The 15,297-nt window shown below is 58.2% G+C and carries 13 protein-coding genes; 10 read left to right on the top strand and 3 right to left on the bottom strand.

Going from position 1 to position 15,297, the window contains the following annotated elements:
* Positions 1-28: 28 nt before the first annotated feature.
* The 7 genes from P3T16_RS23550 (at position 29) to P3T16_RS23580 (ending at position 7,433) form a co-directional block, all read left to right on the top strand.
* Positions 29-799, top strand: coding sequence for an IclR family transcriptional regulator (locus P3T16_RS23550; protein ID WP_429344083.1), 771 nt, complete (start codon positions 29-31; stop codon positions 797-799).
* Between the two features lie 162 nt (positions 800-961).
* Positions 962-2,113, top strand: coding sequence for a CaiB/BaiF CoA transferase family protein (locus tag P3T16_RS23555; RefSeq protein ID WP_429344084.1), 1,152 nt, complete (start codon positions 962-964; stop codon positions 2,111-2,113).
* A complete protein-coding gene (locus tag P3T16_RS23560) occupies positions 2,113-2,826 on the top strand; it encodes an enoyl-CoA hydratase/isomerase family protein (RefSeq protein WP_429344085.1) in 714 nt (237 codons plus the stop codon). Before P3T16_RS23555 ends, P3T16_RS23560 begins: the two co-directional genes overlap by 1 nt.
* Before the next feature lie 60 nt (positions 2,827-2,886).
* A complete protein-coding gene (locus P3T16_RS23565; RefSeq protein ID WP_429344086.1) occupies positions 2,887-3,711 on the top strand; it encodes a CoA transferase subunit A in 825 nt (274 codons plus the stop codon).
* A gap of 1 nt (position 3,712) precedes the next feature.
* A complete protein-coding gene (locus P3T16_RS23570) occupies positions 3,713-4,447 on the top strand; it encodes a CoA-transferase subunit beta (protein WP_429344087.1) in 735 nt (244 codons plus the stop codon).
* Positions 4,448-4,465: 18 nt separating this feature from the next.
* Positions 4,466-5,965 carry a class I adenylate-forming enzyme family protein gene (locus P3T16_RS23575; protein ID WP_429344088.1) on the top strand — a complete coding sequence of 500 codons (1,500 nt, stop codon included), beginning with the start codon at positions 4,466-4,468 and terminating at the stop codon, positions 5,963-5,965.
* A 148-nt stretch (positions 5,966-6,113) separates the two neighbouring features.
* Positions 6,114-7,433: an MFS transporter gene (locus tag P3T16_RS23580; RefSeq protein WP_429344089.1), complete on the top strand. Its 1,320-nt coding sequence runs from the start codon at positions 6,114-6,116 to the stop codon at positions 7,431-7,433.
* A gap of 62 nt (positions 7,434-7,495) precedes the next feature.
* Here the strand turns inward: P3T16_RS23580 and P3T16_RS23585 are convergent, their stop codons facing one another.
* Positions 7,496-8,386, bottom strand: a complete 891-nt coding sequence (locus P3T16_RS23585) for a LysR family transcriptional regulator (protein ID WP_429344090.1) — start codon at positions 8,384-8,386, stop codon at positions 7,496-7,498.
* Positions 8,387-8,535: 149 nt separating this feature from the next.
* Between P3T16_RS23585 and P3T16_RS23590 the strand changes: the two genes are divergently transcribed.
* Positions 8,536-9,543 carry a TauD/TfdA family dioxygenase gene (locus P3T16_RS23590; RefSeq protein ID WP_429344091.1) on the top strand — a complete coding sequence of 336 codons (1,008 nt, stop codon included), beginning with the start codon at positions 8,536-8,538 and terminating at the stop codon, positions 9,541-9,543.
* A 246-nt stretch (positions 9,544-9,789) separates the two neighbouring features.
* Positions 9,790-11,352 carry a methyl-accepting chemotaxis protein gene (locus P3T16_RS23595; RefSeq protein WP_429344092.1) on the top strand — a complete coding sequence of 521 codons (1,563 nt, stop codon included), beginning with the start codon at positions 9,790-9,792 and terminating at the stop codon, positions 11,350-11,352.
* Positions 11,353-11,358: 6 nt separating this feature from the next.
* On the opposite strand, the gene P3T16_RS23600 is transcribed toward P3T16_RS23595, so the two are convergent.
* A complete protein-coding gene (locus P3T16_RS23600; RefSeq protein ID WP_429344093.1) occupies positions 11,359-11,955 on the bottom strand; it encodes an IS607 family transposase in 597 nt (198 codons plus the stop codon).
* Positions 11,956-13,540: 1,585 nt separating this feature from the next.
* A complete protein-coding gene (locus P3T16_RS23605; protein WP_429344094.1) occupies positions 13,541-14,212 on the bottom strand; it encodes a DUF3331 domain-containing protein in 672 nt (223 codons plus the stop codon).
* Positions 14,213-14,769: 557 nt separating this feature from the next.
* Between P3T16_RS23605 and P3T16_RS23610 the strand changes: the two genes are divergently transcribed.
* Entirely contained in the window at positions 14,770-15,216 is a 447-nt protein-coding gene (locus tag P3T16_RS23610; protein WP_429344095.1) for an Rrf2 family transcriptional regulator, read from the top strand.
* The last annotated feature ends 81 nt before the right edge of the window (positions 15,217-15,297 follow it).

Genomic DNA, 15,297 nt, shown 5'->3' on the forward strand with positions numbered 1-15,297 from the left:
ACGAACCACCGATAGTTCAAGGACATAGATGGACAAGACACTACTCAAAGGCCTTCTGGTGCTAGAGGCCATGGCGAACCAGACCGGCGAGTCCGTAAGTATCCAGGCACTGGCAAGCCAGCTCGGGCTGACCAAAAGTAATGCGCATCGCACGTTGCAGACGCTTGCGCATGCGGATTACGTCGTGCGCGACAAGGTGTCGGGAAATTACCGTACAACCCTGAAGTTGTTCGAGCTCGGTGCGATGCAACTCGCACGCCTCGACGTACGTCGAATGGCTCTTCCGGCCATGCGTCAACTGGCCGAGCGCACCGCTGAAACGGTCCATCTCTCCGTCATCGATGGCGACACGGTCATCTATATCGACAAGATCGACAGTCCGCAGCCGGTGCGGGCATATTCGACGATCGGCGGGCGGGCGCCAGCCTGGTGCGTGGCTACGGGCAAAGCGCTGCTCGCCTTCCAATCGAGCGAATATCTCGATGTCTACCTGCGCGAATTGAACGCGTACACGCCGATCACGATTACAGACCGCGCCGCATTAAAGACCGAGTTGGCAAAAGTCGCCCGTTTTGGTTATGCGATCAACCGAGGTGAGTGGCGCGAGACAGTAGGCGGGGTCGCCTCTCCAATCTTCAACGCCCTTGGTGCGGCGGTTGCCGCTATCGGCATTTCAGGGCCGCTCGAGCGGCTGAGCCAAAAGCGTATGAAGGCATTCACTCCAGATGTGCTGGCCGCTGGCGCCGACATTTCTCGCGCAATGGGTTACCGCCATCCCTATTTCGGGGTGCTCGCGTAAGCCTGCCTTCAGGCCGTCCTATAAAATAGGACGACCAATTTAAAATTTGCATTCTCGGCAGATCGAACGACACAATACCCATACAGAACGAAAGCACCGCGTCTCACAATGCGGCGTCGTTTCGTGCGCACGAATGCACATCGCCAATCATCGAGGAGTTAGATGGACACGCCGCTTCGGGGAATCAAGGTCATCGAGTTCTGCAACGTGGCGGCCGGTCCGTTTTGCGGCATGCTGCTCGGTGATATGGGTGCCGACGTCATCAAGGTTGAGCATCCTAAAGGTGGCGACACGCTGCGCTCGTGGCCGCCGATTACGGACGGATACAGCGAGAACTTCGCATCGCTGAACCGCAACAAACGCTCGGTCACGTTGGACCTGAAAGATCCGGCCGATCTTGAGCGGGCCCGCACGCTAATTCGTGACGTAGACGTGCTCATTGAAAATAACCGGCCCGGCGTAATGGATCGGCTGGGCCTTGGTTATGCGGCAATGGCGAAGTTGAACCCGCGCCTAGTCTATTGTTCGATTTCCGCTTATGGCCAGGAGGGTCCGCGTGCGCAGGAAGGCGGCTTCGATCTGACCATTCAGGCCATGAGCGGCATTATGAGCATCACCGGGGAAGCTGATGGCGCCCCGGTCAAATGCGGCGTGCCGCTTGCCGATTTTTCAGCGGGCCTGTACGCCGCTTTCTCTGTCGTATCGGCGCTGAGAGGTGTCGAAATGAGCGGGCACGGCACCCATGTGGACGTCCCCATGCTCGGCACGACGCTCGCCATCGCAGCGCTGCAAACCTCGGAATACTTTGGCACAGGCAAAGACCCGGTGAAACTCGGATCAGCCCATCCACGCAACGCGCCGTATCAGGCGTTCAAAGCGCGCGATGCATACTTTGGCATGGCTGCGGGCAACGATGCGCTGTGGCTCTCGGTCTGCCGGACGGTAGAACGCCCGGAGCTCGCGGCCGATCCGCGCTTCACCACCACCATGCTGCGCGCGCAGCATCAGGTCGAACTGTGCGCTCTCCTGGAAGCCAGCTTCGCGAACCACGACGTGGCTTACTGGATCGAACGGTTCCGCGAGGCCGGCGTGCCGTGCGCACCAATCAATACGTATTCGCAGGTGCTCGAGGACGAGCAGGTGCAATACATGCAATGGGTCCAGCCCGTCGAATTGTCCAACGGGGCCGTCATTCGCACATTCGTGTCGCCGGTTCGGTTCTCCGGCAGGAGTGCGACCATCGATCGCCGGCCCCCCGCTCTCGGCGAGCACAACGATGAAATCTTGAAGCGCATCGACGCGGAGGCGAACTGATGACGCTTCGCATCGAAAAGGGCGAGTCGCATTGGACGATCACGATGAACCGTCCAGACAAGTTGAACGCATTGTCTGCAGGGCTCGTCGACGCGCTGAGCGATGCCTTCGGCGAGGTGGCGGCGATGGGTGTCCCACTTGTTGCGCTACGCGGTGAAGGCCGGTGCTTGAGCGCGGGTTTTGACATGACCGGCGTGGAACAGCAAAGCGAAGGCGACCTGCTGCTGCGTTTCGTCAGGATCGAATTGCTATTGCAGCGTATTGCCGCGCTGCCATGCCTCACCGTTGCCTTTGCTCAGGGCCGCAATTTCGGTGCCGGTGTCGATCTCTTTGCTGCCTGCAAGATGCGGGTCGCCACGCCCGATGCGACGTTCAGGATGCCAGGGCTCAAGTTTGGTCTGGCGCTCGGCACACGCCGCTTTGCAGCGATTGTTGGCAAGGAGAACGCGCGCCGGCTGCTCGAAACATCGGCAACATTTGGCGCCGCCGAAGCCGCGCGCATAGGGTTCGTCGAGCAGGTCGCCGATATTGCGCAGTGGCCTGATGCGATGGCGACGGCGGGGACCCGCGCAACCGCGCTGCCGCCGAAAGCGCGAGGACTATTGCACGAGGCTCTCTCCGACGGCAAGCAGGATATCGACCTGGCCGTGCTAGTCAGGTCCGCTGCGGAGGCGGGCATCGGCAGACGTATCGCAGAGTATCTCGAGCGCTAGGCACTGTTGCCCCGAAACTTCTTGGCACACATGGTAGTTTCTCCGAATGGAGAGAATGGAATGGGTTCAGGATTCGCAAGCACGAACAAATGCGTCACGCTGCATGATCTCGCCGGGCTTGTCGTTGATGGCTCGTCAATCGCACTGGGCGGCAGCTTCCTTCATCGCGGCCCGTTCGCGTTCGTTCGTGAGTTGATTCGTCAAGGCAAGCGCCGGATGGAGGTCATCAAGCAGTCGCCAGGTTACGACATTGATATCCTCTGCAGGACCGGAGTGGCGACACGCGCACTGTGCGGCATCGTCGCGATGGAAGGCAACTTTGGGCTTGCGCCGTTCTATCGGCGCGCGGTGGAGCAGGGTGCATTGCAGCTCGAGGAGCATGCATGCGCAAGTCTTACGGCAGGCCTGCGAGCTGCAGCGTTCGGCGTTCCGTTTCAGCCGTGCGCGGGGCTGCACGGCAGCGAGCTCACGCGAGTCAACCAGTGGAAATGCATTGAAGACCCGTATGGGAGCGGTGCGACAACATGGCTGATTCCTGCAATCAAGCCCGATTTCGCCGTCATTCACGCAAGCAGTGTCGACCGGTTCGGCAATGTGCGGATCGCAGGTACGTCCCACTGGGACAGGATCATGAGCCGCGCGGCTGATAGCGTGCTTATCGTGACCGAGCAGATCAGCGACGAGGACTTCTCGCGGCAGCCGGAGCTGACCGTCATTCCCTACTTTATGGTCCAGGCGCTGGCAGTCGTGCCCTCCGGAGCGTGGCCCGGCTCATGCTGGCCCTATTATCCCATCGACTATCCCGCCGTCGAGGCATACCTGTCAGATGATGCGGACGCGCTCGAGGCGCATCTTGAGAGCGCGCCGGAAGCGGGGAGCGAATAGCATGAGCGAACACTGGTCGGGCTTCTCATACATCGTGACCAATCTCGCGCGCTTTATTCGGCCCGAGGAGATCACATTCAGTGGGGTCAATTCGACGCTGCCGATGCTGGCATGCTTACTGGCAAAACGCGCATACGACGGAGACTTCATCTATATCAACGTTGCGGGCGGCGTGAATCCGTCGCCATCGTCGATTCCGATTTCGAGTTCGGACCCGCTGCTTGCTGAGGGTTCTCAGTCCATCTTCGCAAACGAGGACTTCTACGATCTATGTGCACGAGGTCGCATGGATCTCTGTTTTCTTGGTGCGGCGCAAATCGACGGTGCGGGATGTGCGAACAACTCGTGCATCGGCGAGTGGTCGGATCCGAAAGTAAGATTACCTGGCGGAGGAGGTGGCGCGGTCATGCTGCCGACTGCACGTCGCGCCTGTACGTGGCGCACCGAACATTCGCGTCGCACGCTCGTCGAGAAGCTGGATTTCGTGACTTCGTGGGGTGGCTTTCACGGCGTTGTGACATCAATCGCCGTATTCGAGAAGCGCGAGGGTCGTCTGGCGCTGCGCTCGTGGCATCCTGAAAGCAGTCTCGAGGAAGTGCGTGAGCGCACAGGCTTCAAGTTCGATGCAAGTGGTGCGGAACCGACGGCGCTACCCACTGTTCGCGAACAAGAAGCATTGCGAGCGCTGGACCCCAAGGGCGATTTCGAGCGCGACGCGGCCGTCCGGCTTCGATGACAAGTCCGGCCACCGATCATGATCCTGATTGAGACCACTTCCCGGTTCGATTCGTTGGCTCGGGCATGGGCAACTGCATGGCGCTCCGACGCGATCAAGTCGCGGCCAGCATTGACCGATGGCAAGCAGACGTTATCGTACGGTGCGCTGGATCTGGTTACTATGCAGCTGGCCGACGGCTTTGGTACACGCAGGATTGCACCAGGTTCAGCTGTCGCTGTGATGATGGAGCGCTCACTCGACGCGTTGCTCGTAGTATTGGCAGCGGTGCGTGCGGGTCTTTGTCCCTGCGTGTTTGAGCCCGGACTCGCGACGGCCGAGGTGTCAGATCGGCTTTCGGCGATCGATGCGCGCTGGATCGTTCATGACACCGCTCAGGCACCGCTTGACTTGCAAGCGGAGGAGGTCACCGCTATCCCATTCGAGACGCTCAGCACGAGTGAGATGGGCACGCGAGAAGACACGATCGACCCGGCGACGCGTGCATTGCTATTGTTCACATCGGGCAGTACGGGCCGTCCAAAGGCCGTACAGTTGACCCAGCGCGCGCTCTTGCACAACGCGCTGGGCGTGATCGAGCACAGCAGTCTGTCGACCAACGACAGACTGCTGCACACCATGCCGATCTATCACACGAACGGGCTCAACAATCAGCTCTTCACTCCCTTGCTCGCGGGCGCGACAGTCGTGCTCGCCGGACGGTTTCGCGCGAACGAGATGCCGGAACTTCTCGCGCACCATCGGCCGACCATTATCACCGGCGTGCCGACCATGTATTCACGCATCCTGGATGAGTCATTCGACAAGGAGAGCCTTGCCAGTCTGCGCATGGCGCGCTGTGGGTCAGCGCCCATTACGACTGAGCTTCACAGACAAGTAGAGGCATTGCTCGGCTGCGAACTCGTCGTCTCCTATGGTCTTTCTGAAGCGACTTGCACTAGTGTGATGAATCCGCCCGGCGCACGGCGGATAGGATCGATCGGCACCGTATTGCGCGGCCAGTGCGTGCGATTGCGCGAAGCAGATGGCCGCATGACGGACGAAGCAGGACACGAAGGCGAAATCTGCATTGCGGGGCCAACGCTGATGATCGGCTACCTGGGCGCACAGGAGCAATCCGCTCTAGCCTTGCGTGACGGATGGCTGCGCACGGGCGACGTCGGGCGCTTCGACGCCGACGGCTATCTTTACATCACGGGCCGTATCAAGGACGTGATTATTCGCGGTGGCGAAAATCTCTCCCCCGCGCAGATTGAAAGCGCCGTGATGGCCGATCGTCGCGTCGCAGCGTGCTGCGTCGTCGGCCAAAAACACCACGATCTTGGCGAAGTCCCGGCTGCGTTCGTCGTGCTGAAGCCGGCCGCGCAGATGAGCGAAGACGATGCACGCGATGCGGTACTTCAACGCCTGTCACGAATTTACGTTCCCGAGCGGGTTATTTTTGTCGAGTCGCTTCCGGAAACTGCAGTTGGAAAAATCGACAGAAAGGCGCTCTCGGCGTCCCTTGGCGTGAGCTGAACGGAGCACATACCGGGGGCGAGAATCACCGGGACCACATGCGAGTTGTCCGCTACGAAGTTGTGCTCGGCGCAATTAGGGCCGTGACGCGTCGGGCGGTAATAGGATTCGATTTGCTCGCCAAAACGAAACAGGAAGGAGACCATATATGCACGGGCCGAAAAAAACCGAGTCACTGGCGAGGACCATTCTCCGCGTGACCAGTGGAAATTTCCTCGAGATGTATGACTTCTCGGTCTATGGTTTTTATGCAGTCTCGATCGCACACGCCTTGTTTCCTCGCGGCTCCGAGTTCGCCTCCTTGATGCTTTCGCTCGCTACGTTCGGCGTGGGTTTTTTGATGCGCCCGATCGGCGCGCTCGTGCTCGGCGCTTATATCGACAGAAAGGGGCGGCGAAAAGGGCTTTTGCTGACGCTCGGGCTGATGGCTGTGGGCATGCTGATGATCACGCTGACGCCGGGCTATCAGACAATTGGCATTGCCGCTCCCATTCTCGTCGTTACAGGCCGATTGCTGCAGGGATTCTCGGCGGGGGCGGAGCTCGGCGGTGTATCGGTGTATCTCGCGGAGATGGCGCCACCGGGACGCCGTGGCTTTTTCGTGAGCTGGCAATCGGCGAGTCAGCAGCTCGCCGTCGTTTTCGCGGCGGTACTCGGGGTGGCATTGCGATGGCAGCTTACACCGCAGCAAATGGATGCCTGGGGTTGGCGAATTCCGTTTGTTATCGGCTGCCTCATCATTCCCGTGCTCTTCAGTGTGCGGCGCCGACTGCGTGAAACCGAAGCGTTCGAAGCGCGAAAGATGACGCCGACGACCCGGCAGATCTTCCAGTCTTTGCGCGAGCACCGCCGCAAGATCGGCGGGGCCATCATGCTCGTCACGATGACCGCAGTGATGTTCAACCTCATCACTGCCTACACGCCAACGTATGGACAAAGCGCGTTGCACCTGCCCGCGATTGACACCTTCTTCGTGACAATGGCTGTAGGCCTGACGAACTTCACAATGCTGCCGATTGTCGGTGCCCTGTCCGACAGGATCGGGAGGCGGCCAGTGCTGACCGTATGCGCTGCGCTCGTCGTGTTGACTGCCTTTCCGACGATGTACTGGCTGGTCCAGGCACCGAGCTTTTCGCGTCTGCTTATTGTCGAGGTCTGGTACGCGATGATCTACGGTGCATACCAGGGCGGCATGGTGGTCGCATTGACCGAGATCATGCCCGCACATATTCGCGGCACGGGTTTTTCGCTCGTATGGAGCGGCGCGCAGGCGGCATTCGGCGGTTTCACACCCGCGATCTGCACGATGTTGATTCGTTTGACCGGCAACCGAGCCATGCCAGCGGTCTGGCTTAGCTGCGCGGCATTGATTGCACTGATCGCGACATTTCGAATGTTCCCAAAAAAGCCAGACGTAGAGGGTTCAGCATCGATGGGGCTCGGCGATGAACTGCAGCCTCACTCGTGAGCGCGTTTTGCATATCGGGGCGTCTGCAATTACAGATACGTGCCGGTCTGCATAGAATGAAGTCAGCGAGACACGGAGAACTCGCTCACGTCGGAGGCGAGCATGGCAATGGCGTTCGCCAAAGGGTTCATCGTATTGCCGCGATACAGGGCAACGAATTCAACCGGCTCGATACGCGGCGTGGTATTCAGGACGTCCAATACGTTGGCGGCGATTTCAGCGGCAAAAGAAGCTCGAGGCAACAGGCTGACACCGAGCCCGGCGAGTGTTAAATCGGCGAGCACGCGCACGTTGCCACAGGAGATGACAGGGTTGTAGCCCGCCCCGGCCTCGCGGAACCAGCGCTCGATGACCGGATAGTGATGCGATTGAGGGGAGAGGCCAAGAACCGGCCAGCGCGCCAGTTCTGCGGGTGTCATCGGTGTGGCAGGAACCTGCAGGCTACGCGCGGCCATCCAGACGAATTCGTCATAGCCAAGCGAGACCGACGCGAGCGACGTCTCATTGGAAGGCCCTGTTACCAACGCGAGATCTATGTCGCCATCGCGTACCTTATCTATCAACGAGCCGGTCAGCGCAACGTCGAGCATAACCGACACACCCGGGTAACCCGAGCGAATGGCGGCCATGAACTTCGGTAGCCAGGTCAGCGCGACGAGGCCGACCGCGCCGATGCGCACGATTCCAGTGATCGCCCGGGCGTCGCCGACCTGGTGACGTGCCTTGGCAGCGAGTGCGACGATCTCGCGCGCGGTTGGTAGCAGATCGAGACCCTTCGGCGTCAAGCGCGCGCGATGCTGGGTGCGGTCGAACAGCTCGACGCCGAGCGAACGTTCGAGCTCGCGAATACGCGCAGATACGGTCGATTGCGTGGCAGCCAGCGCTTGCGCGGCCGCCGCAAAGCTTCCTGTCTCGACGATGCGAAGCAAGGTCTCCAGTTGACGGATGTCCATGAATGTAATGAGAAGAATCGATGAGAATTCGGTAAGCCAATCGAAATCGTCGATATGGCTTCATCGAAATATATCGCTATTTGCGAGCTGCGGTTGTCTTTAGACTTGAAATGCAAAGATGGGCTAACTTGCTATCGAGGAGGTTGGAGATGACAGCTGGGATTCTGGAGGAAAAATCGGCGCATGGGGACCCTGAGGTTCGCCGCGTGCCGTTCACAGGGCCGATTGCCTGGGATAGCAAGAGCCTCGCTGATGACGACGGCGTGATTCACCTGAATGCCGCATGCCGGAAGGAACTCGATCAACTCGTCGAGACGCTGCGTGCGAACCCGTTGCAGACTGCGCTTCTCGATGCGGCCGAGTTTGCGCTGCCTGCGTGCCGGCAGATGATGGCAGAGGCGAAACGCTGGCTCGAGGATGGTCCCGGTTTTGTCATCGTCGACAAGCTGCCCGTAAGTGAGTATGGCGTCGGCGATTCGCAGGCCGTGTACTGGGTCTTGTCGCAACTGGTCGCGCGGCCCGTGGCACAGAGTTGGGACGGCAAGCTCGTCTACGACGTTCGCGATCTGGGCAAGCCGCCCGGCAACGGAGTGCGGCCCGACATCACGAATGCCGAGCAGAATTTTCATACGGACAACAGCTATAACCTGTATGCGCCGGACTACGTCTCGCTGTTGTGCCTGCAACCAGCGATGGAAGGCGGCATCAGCAGCATCGTCAGTTTCTATACGGTTTACAACAACATGCTCAAGCACAATCCCGAACTGCTGCCGAGGCTTTACCGCCCCTATCTGTTCGATCGGCAGCGCGAGCACGCGCCCGAGGATCCTGCTGTCATCAGTCATCCGCTGTTCCAGACGGTTGAGGACAAGCTCGTCTGCCGTCTTTCCCATCGACATGTGATCAACGGCTATGCAATGGCGGGTATCGAGATGGATCATGAGGCGCGAGAAGCGCTTGAAGTGCTGGAAGAGACGATGCGCGAACCGCAATGGTGCCGCGAGTTCTTCTTTGAGCCGGGTCAGATTCAGATCGTCGACAACAAGCGCTGCGGGCATCGGCGCACGGGCTTTACGGATTATCCCGAGCCAGAGCGCAAGCGACATCTCGTACGGCTATGGCTGCGTGATCAGGGTCGGCGTTTTTATAACGGCTGAAACGTCGCGCCGATGTTGGCAAATGAGATTGCACAATTTCAATGATCGACTGATGACAGATACGAAGATGCTGTTGCAAATCTCATGAGCTGCATCGGTGTCAGGATTTTACGCAACATCTAAAAATGCACAAATTCTAAGCGTTAACCCGGATTCAGCTTTAACGAATTTCAACCGTCAACTTCTTAGAAGAGTAGTGGCCGCTTGAAATCCATGGCGCCGATTGCGTAAATGAAGGAGCTAATATTGGGTCGTCTTAGCGTTAATGCGAAGTTGTGGTTAGCACTGGCCATAACGTGGCTGGGCCTCTTGATGTTGGGGTCCTGGGCAGCAGTTCAAACTCGCAACACTATGGAGGACGAGCGCAAAGGCTCTGTGCAGAACGTCGTTGAAGCCGCATACGGCGTTGCGGGAAACTACGCGAAGCTTGTCGAGGCGCATAAGCTGACGCTCGAAGATGCGCAGCAACAGGCAATGGAGCGCATTGGCGCGATGCGCTATCCACACGATGGCTACATGATAATTGTGGATAACCACCCGACGGTCATCATGCATCCCGTGTTGCCTGACATGCGCAACCGCGACGTCAGCAACTACAAGGATCCGACCGGCAAGCGGTTCTGGGTCGACATGATTAATATCGCGAAGGCCGACGGGCAAGGCTTTGTCGAATTCGACGGGCGGCTGGCAAGCGGCAAGATCGCAACGAAGATCGCGTTCATGAAGCGATTCCCTGCATGGGACTGGTATTTGATGTCAGGCGTCTATGTCAACGACATCAACGATGCGTTTTACGCGAACCTGCGCAATTATCTGATTGCGGTGATGCTGATCGGTGGTGTGCTTTCGGTCGTGATGGTGCTGATTATTCGCAACATCACACACAGTCTCGGCGGAGAACCCGCCTACGCGGTCAGGATCGCAGAGACCATCGCAGGCGGCGATCTCACGAGCAAGCTGAGCCTGCGCGCCGACGATCGCCGAAGCATGCTCTTCGCCATGCATAACATGCAGGCGCGGCTCGTCGACACGATCGCCAAGATTCGTTCGGGCACTGAAACCATCACGGTTGCCGCGCAGCAAATATCGGCGGGCAACCAGGACCTCTCTGTGCGCACTGAAGAGCAAGCCAGCTCGTTGAGCGAGACTGCGGCGAGCATGGAGCAGCTGACTGCAACGGTCAAACAGAATGCGGACAATGCACGGCAAGCCAATGGGTTGGCCGCTAATGCATCGCACATCGCCGGCGAAGGCGGCGAGGTCGTGCATCAGGTAGTCAATACGATGCAAAGTATTGCCGCAAGCTCGACTCGAATCGTCGACATTATCGGGGTGATCGAAGGCATTGCATTCCAGACAAACATTCTTGCGCTCAACGCCGCCGTGGAAGCGGCACGCGCCGGTGAAGAGGGTCGCGGCTTCGCGGTCGTCGCAGGCGAGGTGCGCACCCTTGCACAACGAAGCGCCAACGCCGCGAAGGAGATTAAAGGCCTGATCGAAGAGTCAACAAGCAAGATCGACAGCGGGCGCGTGCTTGTCGGGCGCGCGGGCACGACGATGGATTCGATCGTGCAGGCGGTCAAACGCGTGACGGACATTATTGGTGAGATCTCGTGCGCGTCGGAAGAGCAGACGCGGGGCATCGAGCAGGTCAATATCGCGATCACTCAGATGGACGAGACGACCCAGCAAAACGCCGCAATGGTCGAGGAGGCCGCCGCCGCTGCGCAGTCGATGGAGGAACAGGCGCGCATGCTAAGAGAAACCGTCAATGTGTTTCGGGTAGCCGCAACCGCGTCTGGGTCGTAGCCTACATCAGACGGCCAGCGCTCGCAGATTCTTGCGGCTGCGTGAGCCGTACAGACACGATGAGAAGACCGTCAGTATCCCGACCAGATCTTCGGTCAACGGGTGTTCACGCGATACGTCTGGTGCTGCGTCGAGAACCACGACTTCAATGTTGAAAAACTCGCAGATGCGAAACAGCAGTTCGCTGCCAAACCGCAACAGGCGGTCTTTCGATACCAGCACGAGTCGTGCGACGCGGCCATGCAGAATATCTGTCAGAAGGCGCTGTAATCCCTTCTTACGGAAATTAAGGCCGCTGCCCAGGTCAGTGACAACCTCAATGTCCGGGAAGCCGGCCGCGATGCAATGCTTCTCCAGCCGTGCCGCCTGCGTCTTCATCTGTTCAGCCTGGTCATGCGACGAGACGCGCGCGTAGCAAACTGTCTCGCCAACGGCCGCTGCTGACTCGTCGAGGCCCAGGCGCAGGGTGTTACGCAGATAACACCGATGACCGCCAACGGTCCGCCCGGCAGGAGCCAGCAGCCCCTGCCGATGCCAGCGTCGCAGTGTCCCCACCGCCACGCTCAGTTGGTCTGCCGCTTCGCCAATTGATAAGAGTCGCATCCGGTATCTCCATAAGATATACCGTGTAGGACCCGTTTTTAAACGCAATGATCAGGTTTGGTCAGTTTCAACGCATGGCAGTTGCAAACCCGTGCAGGAGCACGATTGTGGGCGCGTTTTGGGGACGGGCGGCTTCGTCCTGGCAGCTCAAATCGAGCATCCAATTTTCTTGGTGGCGTTACTTTCCCGGCAGTCCCGCATCACTTGCAGAATCAGACTTCGCAGCCACCGGCTCGAAGCCTCCCATCATTGTCCACATGTTCGGTGCGGTCGGTATCACTACGATATTGCTTTGTGGCGCAGCGTGGAGCACGCAAAGGTAACATCAGCGGATTTAGGGCGCTCGGGTCCGAGCGCCCACGCTCGAAAGCGATTTGAATTACGGTTGTCGACCCTATCGAAAATCCAGGATAACGACTACACGCCAGTGATACGGCAAGCTAAGCTGTAAGACCGCATACTGAGCAGTTGGCGCGTTGCCTAAGAGCGTCTTGGCGGCAGGGGGTGGCGTGCCTCGTGGTATGAACGTGCCAGTTCAATGTTTGTGCCGTCGCCAACTTTCGCCCAGCCGGTCAATTGCTCAAAGGGGTTTGCGCTCTCCACTACGTCGTATCCTGCGCTGGTCAGCCGATATTCAGCAGGTGTCGTGCACTCCGCGACCAAGCCCATGTCTTTCAGGAGGGCCAGATGAAGCCTGATTTCTGGCCAGGTATGCCCTGTTGTCTTACTGACCGCATGCTCAATCTCTTTGCAGCACTGCGTTGGTTCTTCATGCTCCTGCATAGACGTTAGGATGGTTTTTAGAAGTTGGCTGTCTCTTCGCATGTTGACCTCGCTGGTTGACCATCGAGTTATAACGATAGCAGCGTTAGCTCGAAGCTGCACAGATCTTTGGCAATTTCTCGCGTGCTAGCGGCAGCGGCAGCAAGGAACAGGAGCCTAAGTGAGGTTTGCGAGCGACTGAGAACTTCAAGTGTGATGATTTATTCGGAAATAAATAAATTAAAAACCGTATTTAATAGAATTTGTTTGGAAAGGCGTGAATAATGTCTTGATCGGTGGCGAATATCCGTTGGTATTGCCAGTTCGCATCGATTGCAAGCTTCGACGGAAGTGCCCGTCGCTCTGAGCCGGCGGTCAAAGATACGATCGAAGAGAAGTTTCATCGGAGGCGCTCAGCCTTGATCTGTGCGTTTTGCGTTGCAGCAATTGATTCAAGCGGAGGAGGCTGCCCCTGTCCCGGACACGGCGAGTGTGATTTCATCTCGGCCCCGATTGATTGCGGTCTTCCAGGGGGCGGGCGCCGGATGCCTTGCGCGGTGCAGATGCGCCGAGTGGCGGCCCATCTACATCTGACTAAACGGATCGTTGCGCGTGAACGCCATGGTTTCTCATGCTGTATCCCCGGATCCGCGCGCCACGAGGTCACTAGTTTTGTTCTGAGAAGCGCTTAGATGCTATTGCCTGCTGCATTCGCTTTGGTCTTTGCTAGGCTCACGCATCCGATCATCTGTCACAATAATCGCCAGTAAGTTGGCCTTCATCGGTCCAGCACGTGCTGCGACGAGCGTGCGTCACGCAGTAATCATAGCGATATCGAGTCTATAACCGAGGCGAGCGCCATATCTTCCTCCACGTAACCTCCTACGTCCCGTCGCATTGGACGATAGACGAGGTCGCCTCGCTGTATCTCCTTTCCGCTCATCACGCACCTACCTTTTTGCACTGCGCGTGCCAGTGTCCACCGCTGATCTGTCAGGCGTCCATTCGTTGCGCTGTACCATGAGAGCGAAACCGCATTTTCGGCGAGACGTTCCACGACGGAAAACCGTCTGGGGGCGCGAGTGCCATCCTCACCTTCCAGGGTAACCGGATAGAGACTGGCTTCATCTAGCATGTGGATGCTCTGCGGTCGGCGCGAGGTTCGACCGCCCCCTCGCGCCGCTCCGCCCTTGTTGCGCTCCTCGTCGCTAGTTGCAGATCTCAGATTCTCGATTACCTTCACCCACACCGAATTTGTTTGCTTGCCGGTGTGACGTCTGGTATTTGACGCCGCCGCCCGGGCACTGCGTCTATCGACAACAGCAAGCCGTGACGACTGCTGGAATCCGGGCTGTAACGTCCTATCGAATTTTGCGAGATCCACGATATTAATCAGCCACTGGAGCACGATGATAGGAACCCGCCAACTCCTTGCTTCGCTCTGTGGAGTCACCATTAACCGAACCATAGGCCGTTCCAGCGGTAGACACAGCATTCTTTTCCGCTGCCACGGTCTGTACGCTCTGACCTCGCTGCGAGGCCGGCGCACCTGCAGCCGGATTATAGTGAGGGGCAGGGCCGTACCCACTCGCAAACGCGCCCGTGGAGATTGTTGTGAGACCGAGTAGCGCCAGTGCGGTGAACGACTTAACTTTCATGATAGCTCCGTGATGAATGTCAGCAGATTTGCTGGTAGGAAATCGCGACTAGGGAAGGGAGCCGCGAGATGTGGCTTGAGTCTATACAGTCATCGCGATTAATTAAATTGTGTTAATTGAAAACACTATTTCACGGGCGAGAACAATCGATCGTTCGCACAAGGCCAGACACTTCGCCTGTGGCCGACTTGTTTGGGAAATCATGGAGACCAGCGGCATATCGCTGTCCAGGGCGCCGCCGGGGTCGTCTGGTGCCCGTTGCGTGATGCGAGTCACGCACAAGGCCTTTGCTCACGTGTACAGCAGCCGGCATCACGCATTGCGCAGAGGAAATTGCTCCTGATCTCCGCTGCCCTCGATTGACATTCCATATTGTGGTAGATACCATCTCAATATGAGCCTCTCAAACGTCCAGTTTTCGGTTGCTGCGCATATTCTCGCTGTGCTGGGTTGTCACAACGGTCGTGAAGTTACGTCTGCTGTACTTGCCCAAAGCGTAAATGCGGAGCCAACCTTTGTCCGTCGTGCCTTGGCAAAGTTGTCGAAGGCCGGGCTGGTGAGGGCAACGCGCGGTCGTAACGGCTCCTGCGTTCTTGCTCGTGCACCCAGCAAGATCACCCTCCTGGACATTTATTTTGCAAGCGAAGCTCCTCCAACGTTTATCGTTCATGAATATCCGGTCGACCGGGACTGCCCGGTGAGCTGCAACATCAAGAGAGCAATGGCAGGCGTGTTTGAGAAGGCTCAATCTGGATTCGAAAAGAGTCTTGCGCGACAGACGCTTGCTGATGTGATGGACAGCATCCTGACTAATGAACCTGCGAGCGCCAAAGCGCGGTGAGTGGCTACCTGATGTTTTCGTTGGCAATTCGACATTTGATGACTTTTGCGTTCCCGTCCGTAGTGCAGGAATATCCGGAGC

The organism is Paraburkholderia sp. GAS42 (genome assembly GCF_050436565.1).
Classification (GTDB): domain Bacteria; phylum Pseudomonadota; class Gammaproteobacteria; order Burkholderiales; family Burkholderiaceae; genus Paraburkholderia.